General features: G+C 68.3%; 19 protein-coding genes. 11 read left to right on the top strand and 8 right to left on the bottom strand.

The features are described 5' to 3' along the window. Nucleotides 1-178 precede the first annotated feature (178 nt). The 3 genes from GH664_RS06170 to GH664_RS06160 form a co-directional block, all read right to left on the bottom strand. Entirely contained in the window at nucleotides 179-1870 is a 1692-nt protein-coding gene (locus tag GH664_RS06170; protein ID WP_153167170.1) for a hypothetical protein, read from the bottom strand. Between the two features lie 105 nt (nucleotides 1871-1975). After that, nucleotides 1976-2566 carry a methionine biosynthesis protein MetW gene (gene metW, locus GH664_RS06165; protein ID WP_153167184.1) on the bottom strand — a complete coding sequence of 197 codons (591 nt, stop codon included), beginning with the start codon at nucleotides 2564-2566 and terminating at the stop codon, nucleotides 1976-1978. Between the two features lie 2 nt (nucleotides 2567-2568). Continuing rightward, nucleotides 2569-3696 carry a homoserine O-acetyltransferase gene (locus GH664_RS06160; RefSeq protein ID WP_153167169.1) on the bottom strand — a complete coding sequence of 376 codons (1128 nt, stop codon included), beginning with the start codon at nucleotides 3694-3696 and terminating at the stop codon, nucleotides 2569-2571. Between GH664_RS06160 and GH664_RS06155 the strand changes: the two genes are divergently transcribed. From GH664_RS06155 to GH664_RS06130, 6 genes are all read left to right on the top strand, one after another. Then, nucleotides 3695-3856, top strand: coding sequence for a hypothetical protein (locus GH664_RS06155; protein ID WP_153167168.1), 162 nt, complete (start codon nucleotides 3695-3697; stop codon nucleotides 3854-3856). The two genes, GH664_RS06160 and GH664_RS06155, sit on opposite strands and share 2 nt — an antisense overlap. Nucleotides 3857-3900: 44 nt before the next feature. Next, complete coding sequence (thiS, locus tag GH664_RS06150; RefSeq protein ID WP_153167167.1) at nucleotides 3901-4104, top strand: sulfur carrier protein ThiS; 204 nt, start codon at nucleotides 3901-3903, stop codon at nucleotides 4102-4104. A gap of 100 nt (nucleotides 4105-4204) precedes the next feature. Then, on the top strand, nucleotides 4205-4990 hold the full coding sequence (locus tag GH664_RS06145; protein WP_153167166.1) for a thiazole synthase: 786 nt from the start codon (nucleotides 4205-4207) through the stop codon (nucleotides 4988-4990). Then, nucleotides 4987-5751, top strand: coding sequence for a tRNA (guanosine(46)-N7)-methyltransferase TrmB (gene trmB / locus GH664_RS06140; protein WP_153167165.1), 765 nt, complete (start codon nucleotides 4987-4989; stop codon nucleotides 5749-5751). The genes GH664_RS06145 and trmB overlap by 4 nt, the downstream gene beginning before the upstream one ends. Before the next feature lie 13 nt (nucleotides 5752-5764). Next, complete coding sequence (sppA, locus tag GH664_RS06135) at nucleotides 5765-7606, top strand: signal peptide peptidase SppA (RefSeq protein ID WP_153167164.1); 1842 nt, start codon at nucleotides 5765-5767, stop codon at nucleotides 7604-7606. Nucleotides 7607-7672: 66 nt separating this feature from the next. After that, nucleotides 7673-8302, top strand: coding sequence for a YbhB/YbcL family Raf kinase inhibitor-like protein (locus GH664_RS06130; RefSeq protein WP_153167163.1), 630 nt, complete (start codon nucleotides 7673-7675; stop codon nucleotides 8300-8302). Between the two features lie 150 nt (nucleotides 8303-8452). Here GH664_RS06130 and hemW read toward each other — a convergent pair whose 3' ends face one another. The 5 genes from hemW to GH664_RS06105 are packed head-to-tail and all read right to left on the bottom strand — an operon-like array spanning nucleotide 8453 to nucleotide 12909. Then, complete coding sequence (hemW, locus tag GH664_RS06125) at nucleotides 8453-9679, bottom strand: radical SAM family heme chaperone HemW (RefSeq protein ID WP_153167162.1); 1227 nt, start codon at nucleotides 9677-9679, stop codon at nucleotides 8453-8455. 13 nt (nucleotides 9680-9692) lie between these two features. Further along, nucleotides 9693-10289, bottom strand: coding sequence for an RdgB/HAM1 family non-canonical purine NTP pyrophosphatase (gene rdgB / locus GH664_RS06120; RefSeq protein WP_153167161.1), 597 nt, complete (start codon nucleotides 10287-10289; stop codon nucleotides 9693-9695). 3 nt (nucleotides 10290-10292) lie between these two features. Beyond that, nucleotides 10293-11012, bottom strand: coding sequence for a ribonuclease PH (gene rph / locus GH664_RS06115; protein ID WP_153167160.1), 720 nt, complete (start codon nucleotides 11010-11012; stop codon nucleotides 10293-10295). Nucleotides 11013-11024: 12 nt separating this feature from the next. Further along, entirely contained in the window at nucleotides 11025-11951 is a 927-nt protein-coding gene (locus GH664_RS06110) for a PP2C family serine/threonine-protein phosphatase (RefSeq protein ID WP_153167183.1), read from the bottom strand. A 10-nt stretch (nucleotides 11952-11961) separates the two neighbouring features. Continuing rightward, a complete protein-coding gene (locus GH664_RS06105; RefSeq protein ID WP_153167159.1) occupies nucleotides 11962-12909 on the bottom strand; it encodes a serine/threonine-protein kinase in 948 nt (315 codons plus the stop codon). Between the two features lie 101 nt (nucleotides 12910-13010). Here GH664_RS06105 and GH664_RS06100 point away from each other — a divergent pair, with 101 nt between their 5' ends. Genes GH664_RS06100 through GH664_RS06080 form a run of 5 tightly spaced genes read left to right on the top strand, consistent with a single transcriptional unit; the run spans nucleotide 13011 to nucleotide 17192 of the window. Beyond that, nucleotides 13011-13877, top strand: coding sequence for a YicC/YloC family endoribonuclease (locus GH664_RS06100; RefSeq protein WP_153167158.1), 867 nt, complete (start codon nucleotides 13011-13013; stop codon nucleotides 13875-13877). Between the two features lie 11 nt (nucleotides 13878-13888). Beyond that, nucleotides 13889-14503, top strand: a complete 615-nt coding sequence (gmk, locus tag GH664_RS06095; RefSeq protein WP_153167157.1) for a guanylate kinase — start codon at nucleotides 13889-13891, stop codon at nucleotides 14501-14503. 2 nt (nucleotides 14504-14505) lie between these two features. Then, nucleotides 14506-14721 (top strand): DNA-directed RNA polymerase subunit omega, encoded by a 216-nt coding sequence (gene rpoZ / locus GH664_RS06090; RefSeq protein WP_153167156.1) that lies wholly within the window; start codon nucleotides 14506-14508, stop codon nucleotides 14719-14721. A 21-nt stretch (nucleotides 14722-14742) separates the two neighbouring features. After that, nucleotides 14743-16947 (top strand): bifunctional (p)ppGpp synthetase/guanosine-3',5'-bis(diphosphate) 3'-pyrophosphohydrolase, encoded by a 2205-nt coding sequence (locus tag GH664_RS06085; RefSeq protein ID WP_153167155.1) that lies wholly within the window; start codon nucleotides 14743-14745, stop codon nucleotides 16945-16947. A 56-nt stretch (nucleotides 16948-17003) separates the two neighbouring features. Continuing rightward, entirely contained in the window at nucleotides 17004-17192 is a 189-nt protein-coding gene (locus tag GH664_RS06080; protein WP_153167154.1) for a DUF3460 family protein, read from the top strand. The last annotated feature ends 48 nt before the right edge of the window (nucleotides 17193-17240 follow it).

Below are 17240 nucleotides of genomic sequence, written 5' to 3'. Positions count from 1 at the left end.
CTTGCCGGCGTGAAGCCGCCCGCGCCTGCTTCGCCGCGATCACCTGTTGTTCCTCGACAGCCGGCAGGTCATCGAACAGGCTGGCCGGCGATCCGTTATGACCTTCGGTCTCGTTCATGTCTCGGAGCATGCCAGTCCCAGCACAACCTGGCGAGATTGGAGAAAAACTCTCACGCTCTCAGCCTGCCCGCGCGGCCGCGGTGTGCAGCAGGGCGAGCAGCGGCCCCACATCGAATTCACGGCTGGCGTCGACCGCCAGCAACCGCAGCCGCGCGCCCGACGGTGCGCGATTTGGGCTGTCGGCGGCGACCGACTGCCACAGCCGGCGCAGCGTCGCCTCGAGGAAGGCGCGATCGGTCGTCGCGTCGATGAGGCACACCACCCGCGCCAGCGGCACCGCGTCCAGCAGTTGCTGCAGCTCGTACTGGCAGCCCTGATTGGCCGGCGAGAAGCTGCGCAGGTCCATCAGCACCGCATCGGCGCCCGCCGCCAGCCGCCGCATCGCCGGCTGCCAGGTGTCGGCGTGGCAGAAGAATTCATTGACGCGGTAGCGGCCGTCCGGGTCCGGCCCCAGCGCGCGCTCCTTCAGCCGCCGCTGCAGGTCCGACTCGTCGCGCACGAACTGGCGCGACAGCCGTCCGCCGACGAAATCGAGGAATTCGTGCGGCTCCACCGTGGTGGTTGCGAGGTCGGGGCCGGCAATCAGGCTGATGTCGCCGGCACGCAACCAGCGGGTGGTGAGCGCATCGAACAGGCGCTCGCTGCGCGCGCCGAGCGCGAACACCCGCAGCAGCAGCAGCGATGGTGCTTCGTCCTGTGCTTGCGCGGGGTCCGGCCCGGGCGTGGCGACAGGCTGGCCGATGCGGGTGACCAGCTTGCAGGCGGCGAAGGCGACGAGGCCGGTGAAAGTCCACAGGATGCCTTCGAAGGCCAGCCCGATCGAATGCACCACGCCGAACAGCAGCCACATCGCGTCCAGCGTCAGGGTCTGGTCGCTGGTGCGGCGCGCGAGGTGCCGGCGGCCCAGCCACTGCAGCCACTGCCAGCCGGCGAACGCGGCCAGCAGCATGCCGCCCAGCATCAGGGCGAAGAAGGTGCCGGTGCCGCCCAGCCCCAGCAGCGACCCCGTCGCCACCGCCGCGCGCATCGCCGCCTCGCTCTGGCCGACGAGGCTCACCGCGACCTGCGAGCCGGTCACCGCCACGACCATGAAGGCGAGCACCAGCGGACCGACTGCGCGCACGCGACGGCGCAGGAAGGCGAGCAGCAGCAGCGTCGGCGGTGCATTGGTGAGCAGCCAGAAGCCGGCTGCCTGTGCGGCCGTCAGCTCGGGGTTGCGTGCCAGCGCGACGATCGCCAGCGCCATCAGCAGCGCGAAATAAAGCCCGGCGATCTGCAGCCGCTGGCGCCGCGTCGCCGCGACGACGAGGGTGATGCCGAGCACCGCGGGCCAGGCGTGGCACACCAGCAGCCACAGGAAGCGCATCAGCGGCAGGCCCGAATCGAGCGTGAACACCATCCACGCCGCAGCCAGCACGGCCGCGTAGGCGATGCCGCCGGCGAGCTGCACCGCGCCCGCGCGCCTCAGCGCGCGCGCTGCCCGCACCTGGGCGGCTGCGGGCACCGACCTTGCCGGCCCGGTGAAAAACTCGAGCTGCAGTTCGACTGCGGGCGGTGGCAGCACGGCGGCGGGCGCTTCGGGACGAGCGTCGGTGGCCGCCTCGCCGCCTTCGGCCATCGAGCGCAGCACTGCGCGTCGGTACAGCGCCAGCAGCGCCATCGACACCGGCGCGGTGAGCGCCGCGCTCACCAGCACCACGAACGGCAGCATCCCGGTGGCGATCAGGGTCGCAGCACTGGACTCGCCCATCGCGATCTCCTTCCGCGGCCGGCGTTCGCGGTTCCGCGCTCAGTTCAGCTCAATCCAGTATCGGCACCCGCCGCGACAAGGTTTCGCCAAGTCCCGCGCCGGCGCTCAGCCGTTGCGACCGAGCCGGTACACCGCCACGCTGGCGAGGAAGTTGGGTTCCTCCAGCACCAGCTTGCCCTCGTCGAAGGCCAGGCGCTCGCGCACCGCGATGCCGTTCATGTCGCACAGCGCGTCGAAATCGGCGATGGTGAAGAAGCGCACGTTGGGCGTGTTGTACCACTGGTGCGGCAGGCTCTCCGACACCGGCATGCGGCCGTTGAGGATGCTCTGCCTGTGGCGCCAGTAGCCGAAGTTGGGGAAGCTCACCACCGCCTCGCGGCCGACGCGCAGCATCTCCGCCAGGATGCCCTGGGTGTTGTGCATCGCCTGCAGCGACAGGCTCATGATGACGTGGTCGAAGAAGCCGTTCTCGATACCGGTGAGGCCCTTCTCCATGTCCATCTGGATCACGTTGATGCCGCTGCGGATCGAGCTCACCAGCTTGTCGGGATCGTTTTCGACGCCATAGCCCTGGACCTGGCGCACCTTCATCAGGTGTCCGAGCAGGCTGCCGTCGCCGCAGCCGAGATCGAGCACCTTCTCGCCGGGCTCGATCCACTGCGTGATCACTTCGTAGTCGTAACGGTAGGCAGACATCATTACACCTCGAGGCGGTCGAACCAGGCGCCGAGCAGCGCGTGGTAGCGCGCATCGTCGAGCAGGAAGGAGTCGTGGCCGGCCACGCTGTCGATCTCCGCGTAGCTCACGTTGCGCCGGTTGTGCAGCAGCGCGTACACGATCTCGCGCGAACGCTCCGGCGCGAAGCGCCAGTCGGTGGAAAACGACACAACCAGGAAGTCGGCAGTCGCGCGTGCCAGCGCCGCGTTGAGGTTGCCGCCATGCTCGAAGGCGGGGTCGAAGTAGTCGAGCGCCTTGGTCGTCAGCAGGTAGGTGTTGGCGTCGAAGAAGCCGGCGAACTTCTCGCCCTGGTAGCGCAGGTAGGATTCGATCTCGAACTCGACGTCGTAGCTGTACACCGCCTTGCCGTGGCGCAGGCTGCGGCCGAATTTCTCCGCCATCGCGTCGTCCGACAGGTAGGTGATGTGGCCGATCATGCGCGCCAGGCGCAGGCCGCGCTCGGGCACGATGCCGTGCTCGTAGTAGTGGCCGCCGTGGAAGTCGGGGTCGGTGAGGATGGCCTGGCGCGCGACCTCGTTGAAGGCGATGTTCTGCGCGGTGAGCTTGGGCGCCGAGGCGATCACCGCGGCGTTGCCCACGCGCTCGGGGTATTGCAGCGTCCATGACAGCGCCTGCATGCCGCCCAGGCTGCCGCCGATCACCGCGGCGAGACGCTCGATGCCGAGCAGGTCGGCGAGCCGCGCCTGGCTGTGCACCCAGTCCTCGACGGTGACGAAGGGGAAATCCGCGCCCCACAGCTTGCCGGTGGCCGGGTTGATCGTGTTGGGGCCGGACGAGCCGTAGCAACTGCCGAGGTTGTTCACACCGATGACGAAGAACTTGCGCGTGTCGAGCGGCTTGCCCGGGCCGACGAGGTTGTCCCACCAGCCGGTGCTGCCCGGCTGGCCGGCGTAGGTGCCGGCCACGTGGTGGGAGCCGGACAGCGCGTGGCACACCAGCACCGCGTTGCTGCGCGCGGCGTTGAGCGTGCCGTAGGTTTCGTACACCAGTTCGTAGTCGTTCAGCGTGCCACCGCTGCGCAAGGGCAGCGGCTCGGTGAAGCGCGCCCGCTGCGGCGCGACGGTGCCGACGGATTGGGGTTGGATCATGGTCGTCGTCTTGAAACAAAAAACCCAGCCGGCTTCAAACGCGGACTGGGTCGCCCTCGCTTTAGCCGAATTTATTGAGCGCCCGCAAGCTGTTGGTTCAAATCAGCGCTATCGGGCGAAAGTAGCGCCCTGCCCGGGAAAAGTCAAACCGCCGGCGTGATAAGATTTTTGTTCGTCACCCCCGCCACGCAAGCCCCGCACACCATGATCCAGGTCACCGTCAATGGCCAGCGCGAAGCGCTGCAAGCCGAACTCACCGTCCTCGCCCTGCTCGAGTCCCGCGGCCTCGTCGGCAAGCGGCTGGCGGTCGAACGCAACGGCGAGATCGTGCCCAAGGCGCGCCACGCCGACGTGAAACTCGCCGACGGCGACCGCCTCGAAATCGTCGTCGCCGTGGGCGGCGGGTGAGCGACCGCTCCCTCCCCTCGAAGGGGGAGGGGTCAAAAGGTTCTCTTCGGGCAGTGCCACTATCCGGCCTCAATTCAAACTCTGCATCCAGGTCCCCACCATGAACGACCCCCTGGTCATCGCCGGCAAGTCCTACCATTCCCGCCTGCTCGTCGGCACCGGCAAGTACAAGGATTTCGCCGAGACGCGCGAAGCGATCGACGCCAGTGGCGCCGAGATCGTCACCGTCGCCATCCGCCGCACCAACATCGGCCAGAACCCGGGCGAGCCCAACCTGCTCGACGTGCTGCCGCCGGAGAAATTCACCATCCTGCCCAACACCGCCGGCTGCTACACCGCCCACGATGCGGTGCGCACGCTGCGCCTGGCGCGCGAGCTGCTGGATGGCCACGCGCTGGTGAAGCTCGAAGTGCTCGGCGACCCCAAGTCGCTGTTCCCCAACATGCCCGAGACGCTGAAGGCCGCCGAGACGCTGGTGAAGGACGGCTTCGACGTCATGGTGTACTGCGCCGACGACCCCATCCAGGCGAAGATGCTCGAAGAGATCGGCTGCGTCGCGGTGATGCCGCTGGCCTCGCTGATCGGTTCCGGCATGGGCATCCTCAACCCGTGGAACCTGCGCCTGATCATCGACAACGCCAAGGTGCCGGTGCTGGTCGATGCCGGCGTGGGCACCGCGTCGGATGCCGCCATTGCGATGGAGCTGGGCTGCGACGGCGTGCTGATGAACACTGCCATTGCTGCCGCCGGCCGCCCGGTGCTGATGGCGAGCGCGATGAAGAAGGCGGTCGAGGCCGGCCGCGAGGCCTTCCTTGCCGGGCGCATGCCGCGCAAGTTCTACTCGGCCGACCCGAGCTCGCCGACCCAGGGGCTGATCGGTTCATGAGTGAAGTGCGCAATGACGACGCGGCCGCCGACCCGCAGCAGGTGGCCGGCGTCGAGATCATCGGCCGCGACAGTCCGGAGCACCGCTTCTCCAGTCGCAGCATCCGCAGCTTCGTGCTGCGCCAGGGACGCATGTCGGAAGCGCAGCAGCGCTATCTGGACGACATGCTGCCGAAAGTCGGCATCGACTACCGCGCCGCGCCGCTGGACCTGGATGCCGCCTTCGGCCGCCAGGCGCCGAAGATCCTCGAGATCGGCTTCGGCATGGGCGAAACCACCGCGAAGATCGCCGCGGCAATGCCCGGCCACGACTTCCTCGGTATCGAAGTGCATACGCCGGGCGTGGGCGCCCTGTGCAAGCTGATCGCCGAGGGCCATCTGACCAACCTGCGCATCATGCAGCACGACGCGGTCGAGGTGATGCGCGACATGATCGCCGACGGCGCGCTCGCCGGTGTGCACATCTTCTTCCCCGACCCCTGGCGCAAGAAGCGCCACTTCAAGCGCCGCATCATCCAGCCGGATTTCGTCGCGCTGGTGGCGCAGAAGCTCGCGCCCGGCGGCTACCTGCATTGCGCCACCGACTGGGAAGATTACGCGCACTGGATGCTTGAGGTGATCTCCGCCGAGCCGGCGCTGCAGAACACCGCCGACGGCTTCGCGCCTCGTCCCGACTACCGGCCGCTGACGAAGTTCGAGAACCGCGGCCTGAAGCTGGGTCACGGCGTGTGGGATCTTCTGTTCCGCCGGCGCGGCGGATGAAGGAGAGCGCGGCGTGATCCGTAAGCTGTACCGCTTCGTGCTGGGGGTGCTGCGCTTCATCGGCCGCAGCATCGGGTTCTTCGCGCGCGGCATGATCTACCTGCTCGTCGCACTGATGTTCGGCGTCTTCGTCGCCATCTTCATGCATCCCGCGCCGCAGGTGCCGCAGGGCGCCGCGCTGGTGCTGCGGCCGACCGGCACCATCGTCGAACAGGCGGTGCTCGACGAGCCTTTCGCCCTGCTGCGCGCCGGCGGCGTGTCGGCGGGGCGGGTGGTGCTTTCGGAACAGCTCGAGGCCATCCGCGCGGCGGCCGGCGACGAGCGCATCGCCGCGCTGGTGATCGAGACCGACCGCCTGCAAGGCGCCGGTCTGTCCAAGCTCTCCGAACTGCGCGAGGCCATCGCCGCCTTCAAGGCGTCGGGCAAGCCCGTGCTGGCGCGCGGTGATCACTACGACCAGGCGCAGTACTACCTGGCCACCGTCGCCGACGAGGTGCACCTGGCGCCGGACGGCTTCGTGCTGATACGCGGCCTGGCGCGCTATGGCATGTACTTCAAGGACGCCCTCGACCGCCTGGGCATCAAGGTGCGCGTGTTCCGCGTCGGCGAGTACAAGTCCTTCGCCGAGCCTTTCACCCGCAACGACATGTCCGAGGAGGACCGCGCCTCTTCGCGCGACCTGCTCGAGGGCTTGTGGACGCAGCTCCGCGACGCCGTGGCCAGCAGCCGCAAGCTCACCCCGGATGCGGTGGATGCCTACGTCAACGGCTATCGCGACGTGCTCGCTGCGGCCAGCGGCGATGCCGCGCAGGCGGCGCTCGACGCGCGCCTGGTGGATCGCCTCAGCACGCGCGACCAGTGGCGCGCCCTGTTGATGGAGCGCGTCGGTCGCGATAGCGCGGGCAAGGATTTCCGCCAGATCGAGGCCGACGCCTACCTCGAGGCGGTGCGCCGGGCGCGTCCGGCGGTGAGCGATCGCATCGCGGTGATCGTCGCCCAGGGCACCATCATCGACGGCGAAGAACCCGCCGGCGTGGTGGCGGGCGATACCTACGCGCGGCTCATCCGCGAGGCGCGCGAGGACGACGCGGTGAAGGCCGTGCTGCTGCGCATCGACAGCCCCGGCGGCAGCGCCTTCGCGTCCGAACTGATCCGCCGCGAGCTGGAGCTGACGCGGCAGGCCGGCAAGCCGGTGGTGGCGTCGATGAGTTCGGTGGCGGCTTCGGGCGGCTACTGGATCGCCGCCGGTGCCGACGAGATCTGGGCGGCGCCGGCCACGCTCACCGGCTCGATCGGCATCTTCGCTCTCTTCCCGGAAATCGACGAGCCGCTCAAGCGCCTGGGCATCAGCGTGGACGGGGTGGCGACATCGCCGCTCGCGGCGTCCTTTGATCCGCGCCGGCCGCTCGATCCGGCGGCCGCCGAGGCGATGCAACTGGGCATCGAGCATGGCTACCGGCGTTTCCTCGACACGGTGGCGAAGTCGCGCCGCATGAGCGTTGCCGATGTCGACAAGGTGGCGCGCGGCCGCGTGTGGACGGGACAGGCTGCCGCGGGTCTCGGCCTCGTCGATCAGGTCGGTGGTCTCGACGCCGCGCTCGCGGCGACGGCGCGCCGCGCCGGGCTCAGCGATTACGAGGTGGTGTGGCCGGAGGCGATCGAGTCCATCGAGCAGCGCCTGATGCGCCGCCTGATCGGCCTCGCGGGCAAGGTCGAGGCGCTGCAGGGCTTCGACCAAGGGGCGGCATCGCCGCTTGGCGCCACCCTGGCGGACATGCAGCGCGGCGCGCGCGAGCTGACGCGCTGGAACGATCCGCAGCACCGCTACGTGCATTGCCTGTGTGAATCCCCCTGAGCCTGCGGCTGGCCGGATGGCTGCCGCAGGCTGCATGCTCGACACCGCAATAAAGGAGACCACTGCATGAAAATCAGCAGCCAGAGCTTCAAGGATGGGCAGCGCATCCCCGGCGAATTCGCCTTCTGCATTCCGGCGGCCGAGGGCCATGTCTGCCTGGGCAAGAATCTGAACCCGCAGCTCGCCTGGACGGACGTTCCCGCGGCAACGAAATCCTTCGCGCTGATCTGCCACGACCCCGACGTCCCCAGCCGCGGCGACGACGTCAACCAGGAAGGCCGCACCGTGCCGGCCAGCCTGCCGCGCATCGATTTCTTCCACTGGGTGGTGGTGGACCTGCCGGCCGAGCTGCGCGAGATCGCCGCCGGCCACTTCTCGTCCGAAGTCACGCCGGGCGGCAAGCCCGGCCCCGAGGCGGCGCTCGGCGCGCGTCACGGTGTGAATGACTACACCGCCTGGTTTGCCGGCGACGAGGCGATGAAGGGCGACTACCACGGCTACGACGGCCCCTGCCCGCCGTGGAACGACGAGATCGTCCATCACTACGTGTTCACGCTGTACGCGCTGGACGTGCCGCGCTGTGCCGTCCAAGGCCGCTTCACCGGCGGTGACGTGCGTGCGGCGATCGCCGGCCATGTGCTGGCCGAGGCGAGGATCACCGGCACCTTCACGCTGAATCCGTCCCTCGACGCCTGAGCCGGGACGATGCTCGGCGCCGGCCGCTCGTGGCGGCGCCGATGGCGACAGTCGTCACTCGCGGAAGACGGGCGCTGGCGCACTGGCAGCCGCCTTCCAGCATATCGAGTGCGAAGACCGGGCTCGCATCGATCTCCCGCAAGTTGCCCATCAGTCCCGCAGAAACACCTGCAGCAATTCGTTGAGGAAGCGCTGGCCCTGCAGCGTCGGGCGCAACTGAGCGTCGCTGGCGTCGAGCAGGCCGCGCTCGCGTGCCTGGCGCAGCTCGTCCGCCACGGCGGCGAGCGGCACGCCGGTGCGTGCCGCGAACAGGTGCGCCGGCACGCCGTCGGTGAGGCGCAGCGCGTTCATCATGAACTCGAAGGGCAACTCGGCGGTGCCGACTTCGCGCGCTTCCTGGATGAAATCGCCGCGCGCGGCACCTTCGAGGTAGCGCGTCGGGTGCTTGTGGCGCATCTCGCGGCGGATGCCTTCGTGGCTGGAGAGCTTGCCGTGCGCGCCGGGACCGATGCCGAGGTAGTCGCCGAAAGTCCAGTAGTTCAGGTTGTGCACGCACTGCTGGCCGGGGCGGGCGAAGGCGGAGGTCTCGTAGTGCACGAAGCCTGCGCCCGCCAGCGTGTCCTCGATCGCCTGCTGCATGTCGGCGGCGACGTCGTCGTCGGGCAGGGGCGGCGGGTGGTGGGCGAAGGGCGTGTTCGGTTCGAGCGTCAGGTGGTAGCAGGACAGATGGCTTGCGCCGAAGCCGAGCGCGGTGCGCAGGTCGGCCAGCGCCATGTCCAGGCTCTGCTCGGGCAGCGCGTACATCAGGTCGAGGTTCACCCGCTCGAAGTGCGTCTGCGCGATGTCGATCGCGCGGCGTGCCTCGTCGCCGCCGTGGATGCGGCCGATGCGCGCGAGCATGCCGTCGTCGAAGCTCTGGATGCCCAGCGACAGCCGGTTGATGCCGGCGCCGCGGTAGTCGCGGAAGCGCGCCGCCTCCACCGTGCCGGGGTTGGCTTCCAGCGTGATCTCGGCCAGCGGATCGAGCGGCAGCAGCATGCGGATGGCGGTCAGCACGCGGTCCAGCCCCGCGGCCGACATCAGGCTGGGCGTGCCGCCGCCGAAGAACACGCTGTGCACCCGCCGTCCCCACACCTGCGGCAGCGCCGCCTGCAGGTCGGCGATCACCGCGTCGATCCACGCCGCCTCGGGAATGCCGGCGTCGCCGCGCGGCGCGTGCGAGTTGAAGTCGCAGTAAGGGCACTTGCGCACACACCACGGGAAATGCACGTACAGCGACAAGGGCGGCGGTACGCTCAGTTGCGGGCGCTCGGGCAGGGGCAGGCTGCGCTGCGGCGAAGCGGCAGGTTGCAGCGGAATGATGCGGCGTTCGGTCATCGGGTGGGTCGCGTCACAGCGGATGCCGCTTCAGGCGGTCGAGCAGATGGCGCATCGCGGCGCCGCGATGGCTCAGGCTGTTCTTGAGCTTGGCGTCCAGCTCGGCAGCAGTCTGTTCGAGGTCGGGCAGCCAGAACAACGGGTCGTAGCCGAAACCGCCTTCGCCGCGCGCCGCCTCGAGAATGGTGCCCCGCCACTCGCCGTCGGCGATCAGCGGGCGCGGATCCTCCGCATGCCGCACCAGCACCACGCTGGAGTAGAAATACGCGCGCCGGTCGCTCACGCCCGCCAGCTTTTGCAGCAGCAGGGCGTTGTTGCGCGCGTCGGACTTCGGCTCGCCGGCGAAGCGCGCCGACTGCACGCCGGGCGCACCACCCAGCGCCTCGACGCACAGGCCGGAGTCGTCCGCCACCGCTGGCAGGCCGGTCGCCGCAGCGGCATGGCGCGCCTTGGCCAGAGCGTTCTCGACGAAGGTGAAATGCGGCTCCTCGGCTTCGCTGACACCCAGCGCGGATTGCGGGATCACCTCGATGCCGAGCGGCGCGAGCAGCGCCTGCATCTCGGCGGCCTTCTTGGCGTTGTTGCTGGCGAGGACAAGTCGTTTGCTCATGGCTCAGGCTCCGCAGACGGCGCTGCGCTGCAGTTCGTTCAGGCGTCGGATGCCGCCCTCGGCGAGATCGAGCAGCGCGTTGAGTTCGGTGCGCGAGAAGGTGGCGCCTTCCGCCGTTCCCTGCACCTCGATGAGACCGCCGGCGGCGGTCATCACCACGTTCATGTCGGTGTCGCAGTCCGAGTCTTCCGCATAGTCGAGGTCGAGCACCGGCACGCCTTGATGGATGCCGACCGACACGGCAGCGACGAAATCGCTCATCGGGCTTTGTTGGAGCTTGCCCGCGGCGACAAGTTTCTGCAGCGCGTCGTGCACCGCCACGCAGGCGCCGGTGATCGCCGCGGTGCGGGTGCCGCCGTCGGCCTGCAGCACGTCGCAGTCGATGACGATCTGGCGCTCGCCGAGCGCGGCGAGGTCCACCACCGCGCGCAGGCTGCGGCCGATCAGGCGCTGGATCTCCTGCGTGCGGCCGCTCTGCTTGCCTTTGGCGGCCTCGCGCGCGCTGCGCGTGTGGGTGGCGCGCGGCAGCATGCCATATTCGGCGGTGAGCCAGCCCTGGCCCTTGCCGCGCAGGAAGCCGGGCACGCTGTCCTCGACGCTGGCGGTGCACAGCACGCGGGTGTCGCCGAATTCCACCAGCACCGAACCTTCGGCGTGGCGAGTGTAGCCGCGGGTGAGGCGGACGGGGCGGAGTTCGTCGGGCTGGCGCTGGCTGGGTCGCATGGTGGTCCTCGGTCAGGGTTTGTCGAATTTGTTGATGGCGGCGTTGATCTCGGCGATGGCGCGCTCGATTTCCTCATCGGAGAGCTCGACGCCTGCGCCGGCCGCGGCCTGGCGCTCGCCCCGGAAGAGGTCGATGCGGGTGGTGTGTTCGTCCAGCGCCATGGTGCGGGTGGAAATGCTGTCGACCGCCGGCGGCGCGGACTCGTCCTGCCAGGACATCGCGATCAGCGACAAGTTGTCGGCGGTGGCGCCGGCGTTGGCTTCCGCACGGTCCAGCAGCAGGGGCACGCCCTGCATGACCGATTTGCCGGCCAGACCGAGCACCAGGCTCGCGTCGCCAACGGGCGACCAGACGCCGTCGCTGCACAGCGCGATGACGTCGCCATTGCACAGCCGGGTGCCGCGCGAGAACTCGATCTGCGGCGGCTGCATGCCGCCCAGGCAGGAGTAGATGCGGTTGCGCCCGGGGTGATTGACCGCCTCGCGCGCCTCGAGCAGGCCCTGGTCGATCATCAACTGCACCCGCGAGTGGTCGCGCGTCTGCGCGTGGATGTGGCCGTGGCGCAGCAGGTACAGGCGCGAATCGCCGGCATGCGCCCACCACGCCACGCCTTCCTGCACCACGCAGGCGACGATGGTGGTGCGTGGGGATTCGGGCAGCTTGCGGTCGAAGCTGTAATCGAGGATGGCATGATGCGCGTTGGTCAGCGCGCGCGACAGGAACAGCGCGGGCTCGCGCAAGGCCGGCTGGGCGTCGCGCTGGAAGGAGCGGGTGATCACCTGCGCCGCCAGTTGCGCGGCGATCTCGCCGTGCTGGTGCCCGCCCATGCCGTCGGCCACCAGCATCAGCAGCGCATCGCGCGAATAGCAGTAGGCGATGCGGTCCTGGTTGCTGCGGCGCTGGCCGATTCGGCTTTCCTGGTAGATCGTGAAACGCATGCTCATGCCCTCACTTGCGGCCGATGAAGGACTTCAGGCGGGTGCCGATGTCGGTGAACCAGGGGGGCGGCGCCGTGGTGCCGGGTTGGGACTGCATCAGGGCCTTCTGCAGGGCGTAGACGCTCTGCGGCCGTTGCAGCGGATCGATGCGCAGGCACCAGTCGACCAGCCCGAGCAAATGGTTCGAATAGCGTCCGGCCTGCGTCTTCGCCAGCGCCTGCAGCGTGTCCTGTCTGACCCGCTCGTCGGCGCGCGGCGGCGCGCTGCCGGTGATGCAGGCGTGCAGGCTGGCACCGACGCTGTAGATGTCGCTCCACGGCCCGAGGCCGTTGCGGCCTTCGTACTGCTCGGGCGAGGCGAAGCCGGGCGTGTACATGGGCTTCAGGATGGGCTGGTCGGTCATCAGTGTCTGCCGCGCGGCGCCGAAGTCCAGCAGCACCGGCGTGCCGTCGTTGCGCAGGTAGATGTTGGAAGGTTTGATGTCCAGGTGCAGCAGCTTGTGCGCGTGCACTTCACGCAGGCCGTTGAGCATGCGCGCGAACACCGCGCGGATGAAGCTCTCGCGCAGGCCCTCGCGATGGCGCTGGATGTATTCGTGCAGGGTGCGGCCGCGCTCGAACTGCATCACCATGTACACGGTGCCGTTGGCGCGGAAGAAGTTCAGCACCCGCACCACGTTGGGGTGCATCAGTTTGGCGAGGGCGCGGCCCTCCTCGAAGAAGCACTTCATGCCGTAGCGGAAGGCAGGCAGGTTCTGTTCCGAAACCTGCGGCTCGATTCCCCCGTCTGCGCGCAGCGCGATCGAGTTGGGGAGGTATTCCTTCAGCGCGACCGGCGTGCCGTCGGTGTCGACCGCGAGATAGACGATGGAAAAGCCGCCGACCGACAACTGGCGCTCGATCCGGTAGCGATCGAGCTGGTAACCCTGAGGCAGCGCGCAGTTGGCTTGAGGCGGCATCTTCGGCGGGGATAAGATTCGGCTTTCCGCCGCATTTTCCTGACTGGACGCTGCAGTTTACTCGATCGCGGCACGACCGCTGCAGCTTCCCGGAGACTTGAATGGTCCACAGCATGACCGGGTTCGCGGTACAGAACCGCGACCTCGGTGCCGTCACGCTTCACCTCGAGCTGCGCAGCGTCAACTCGCGCTATCTCGACCTCACCTTCCGCATCGCCGACGACCTGCGCCAGGCCGAGCCGGCCCTGCGTGAGCGCATCAGTGCGCGCCTGACGCGCGGCAAGGTCGAGTGCCGCCTCAACCTGCAGACCAACGACGCCGCGCCGCGCAGCCTGGCGATCAATGGTGCGCTGATCGCGCAACTGGCCGAGGCGCAGGCCGCGGTGCGCGAGCGCATGCCCGATGCCAGGCCGCTGTCGGTCTCCGACGTGCTGCGCTGGCCCGGCATGCTGGCCGACGACAGCCTCGCCTTCGAGCAACTGCAGCCGGCGATCGCCGCGCTCATCGACGCGGCCCTCGACGAGTTCGTGGCCACCCGCCGCCGCGAGGGCGACAAGCTCGCCGACATGATCCGCGAGCGCGTCGTGCGCATGCGCGAGCTGGTCGCCACTGCGGCGCCGCGCATGCCGCTGATCGTCGCCGAATACCAGGACAGGCTCACCGTCCGGCTGCGCGAGGCGGTGGCCGCGCTCGACGAGGACCGCATCCGCCAGGAAGTCGCGCTCTACGCCCAGCGCATCGATGTCGCCGAGGAGCTGACGCGGCTCACCACCCACCTGGACGAAGTCGAGCGCATCCTCAAGGCAGGCGGCTCTGCCGGCAAACGGCTGGATTTCCTGATGCAGGAGCTCAACCGCGAAGCCAACACCCTCGCCTCCAAGTCGCCGGCGACCGACATCACCGGCATCGCCATGGAGATGAAGGTGCTGATCGAGCAGGTGCGGGAACAAGTGCAGAACATCGAGTGAGGACACCAGAGATGCCGGGAACGCTGTTTGTCGTCACTGCCCCTTCCGGTGCCGGCAAGACCACGCTGGTGCGCGGCCTGCTGCAGCGCGATGCGCGCGTGCAACTGTCGGTTTCCTTCACCACGCGCGCGCCGCGCGCGGGCGAGCAGAACGGCCGCGAGTATCACTTCGTCGATTTGGCGACCTTCCGCGCGCTGCGCGACCGCGGCGAGTTCCTCGAATGGGCCGAAGTGCATGGGAATTATTACGCCACTTCCAAGGTCTGGTTGAAGGAGCAGGTGGCCGCCGGGCGCGACACCCTGCTCGAGATCGACTGGCAGGGTGCCCAGCAGGTGCGCAAGGCCTTCCCCGATGCGGTGGGCGTGTTCATCCTGCCGCCTTCGCTGGATGAGCTGGAAAAGCGCCTGCGCGGACGCAACACCGATAGTGACGACGTCATCAGCCGCCGGCTGCTGGCGGCGCGTGGCGAGATGCGCCATGTGGCGGAGTTCGACTACGTTATAATTAACAATGAGTTGCAGGAGGCACTTGAAGATCTGGTTGCCGTGGTGCGGGCCGCAAGGCTGCGCTACGCTCCCCAGCACCTGCGCCACCCGCAATATTTCGACTTTCTCGAACAGGATTGAACATGGCCCGCATCACCGTCGAAGACTGCCTGAAAAGGATTCCCAACCGCTTCCAGCTGACCCTTGCCGCGACCTACCGGGCGCGCCAGCTCACCATCGGCAGCTCGCCGCAGATCGACATCGACCCGCACGACAAGGACAAGCCCACGGTCATCGCGCTGCGCGAAGTCGCAGCCGGCAAGGTCGGCCTCGAGATGCTCAATCGAGGCCAGGCCTGAGGCTGACCCCGGGGGAATTCCATGTCTGACAGTGACGTGACCATTCCCCCGCCGCTGGCCATCCCGCCGGCGTCTCCGGTGCTCGCGCTTGATTTCGCGCAGCTGAAGGAGAAGATTTCCGGCTACCTCAGGGCCGAGGACGTCGGTCGCGTCGAGGCCGCCTACCACTTTGCCGCCAACGCCCACAACGGCCAGTTCCGCATCAGCGGCGACCCCTACATTTCGCACCCGGTCGCCGTCGCCTCCATCGTCGCCGACTGGCACCTGGACCCCCAGGCCCTGATCGCCGCGCTGCTGCACGATGTGATGGAAGACACCCACATCGCCAAGGCGGAGATCGCCGAGCGCTTCGGCAAGGTGTCGGCGGAGCTGGTCGACGGCCTGTCCAAGCTCGACAAGATCGAATTCCGCTCGCACGAGGAAGCGCAGGCGGAGAACTTCCGCAAGATGCTGCTGGCGATGGCCAGCGACCTGCGCGTGATCCTGATCAAGCTCGCCGACCGCATGCACAACATGCGCACGCTCGACGCGGTACGGCCGGCCAAGCGCCGCCGCATCGCCAACGAGACGCTCGAGATCTACGCGCCGATCGCCAACCGGCTCGGCCTCAACGACCTGTTCCGCGAGCTGCAGGAGCTGTCGTTCGAGCACAAGTACCCGTTGCGCTTCCGCGTGCTGTCGAAGGCGATCCGCGCCGCACGCGGAAACCGCCGCGAAGTGGTGGGCAAGGTGCTCGCCGCGCTCGAGGAGCGCCTGCCGCAATGGGGCATCGAGGCCGAGGTGCAGGGCCGCGAGAAGCACCTGTACGGCATCTACCGCAAGATGCTGGAGAAGCACCTGTCGTTTTCGCAGGTGCTCGACATCTACGGCTTCCGCGTCATCGTCAAGGACGTGCCGAGCTGCTATCTGGCGCTGGGCGCGCTGCACTCGATGTACAAGCCGGTGCCGGGCAAGTTCAAGGACTATCTCGCCATCCCCAAGGCCAACGGCTACCAGAGCCTGCACACGACGCTGATCGGCCCCTTCGGCATGCCGGTCGAGGTGCAGATCCGCACGCGCGAGATGCACCACATCGCCGAGGCCGGCGTCGCCTCGCACTGGCTGTACAAGGAAGACGAGAAGACCCTCACCGAGCTGCAGCAGAAGACGCACAGTTGGCTGCAGTCGCTGCTCGAGCTGCAGTCGGCTTCCGGCGAGGCCACGGAATTCCTCGAGCACGTCAAGATCGACCTCTTCCCGGGTGAGGTCTATGCGTTCTCGCCCAAGGGCAAGATCTTCTCGCTGCCCAAGGGCTCGACGCCGGTGGACTTCGCCTACGCGGTGCATACCGACGTCGGCAACCGCTGCGTCGCGTGCCGCATCAACGGCGACCTGATGCCGCTGCGCAGCGAGCTGCGCAATGGCGACCAGGTCGAGATCATCACCGCGGCGCATGCCAACCCGAACCCGGCCTGGCTGTCCTACGTGCGCACGGGCAAGGCGCGCGCGCAGATCCGCCATTTCATGAAGAGCGCGCAGCAGGACGAATCGGTGGCGCTGGGCGAGCGCCTGCTCAACCAGGCGCTGCGGCCGCACGGCCTCACGCTGGGGCAGATCTCCACCTTCGCCTGGGACCGCTTCCTGCGCGACCGCGGCGTGCGCAACAAGAAGGAAGTCTTTGCTGACCTCGGCCTTGGCAAGCGGCTGCCGGCGATCATCGCGCGGCGCCTGTCCCAGGCCCAGGACATGGAGTCCGGCCGCCCCGACGTGGTCAAGCCCAAGCCGGCGGGTGCGATCACCATCCGCGGCTCGGAAGGGATCGCGGTGCAACTGGCGCGCTGCTGCAATCCGATTCCGGGCGACCCCATCATCGGCACGATACGCAAGGGCCAGGGGCTGGAAGTGCACCTGCACGACTGTCCTGCCGTCGCCAAGTTGCGCGGCGACCGCGGGCGCTGGGTCGATGTGGAATGGGAGCCCGGCAGCGAGCGCCTGTTCGACGTCCGCATCCGCGTGCTGACCCAGAACCAGCGCGGCGTGCTGGCCAAGGTCGCAAGCTCGATCTCCGAGGAAGACTGCAACATCCAGACGGTGAATATGGACAACGAGCAGGGCGAATACACCGCGCTCAACCTCACGCTGCAGGTGCGCGACCGCATGCACCTGGCGCGCGTGATGCGTGCGGTGCGCCGCATCCCCGAAGTGGTGCGCATCGGCCGCGTGCGCGGCGACGGCCGCGTCGGCTGAACGCAGCGGCGGGCCGATCGGCTAGAATCTCGCCCATTCATTGGGAGAGGGCCGACATGGCGACGTACGAATCCGATCACACCAAGTTCATGCGCGAATGGCTGCAGAAGAACCCGCAGGAACTCACCGAGCAGAAGAAGGGGCGTGCGCTATGGTGGGACAAGCCGCAAACGCTGGAGGAGCAGCGTCGCTTCTCGGAAAGCTGCGTGCCGGTGAAGGCGTACTACTACGACGCCAATCATTGATCACGGTGCCGCGCCGGCCGCTTGCGGGCCGGGCGCGGGCATGCAGTG

This window comes from Thauera sp. 2A1 (assembly GCF_009469595.2).
In the GTDB taxonomy this organism is placed as follows: Bacteria; Pseudomonadota; Gammaproteobacteria; order Burkholderiales; family Rhodocyclaceae; genus Thauera.
The sequence above is the reverse complement of the archived record's forward strand: the minus strand, read 5'-3'. Positions and strand labels throughout refer to the sequence as shown.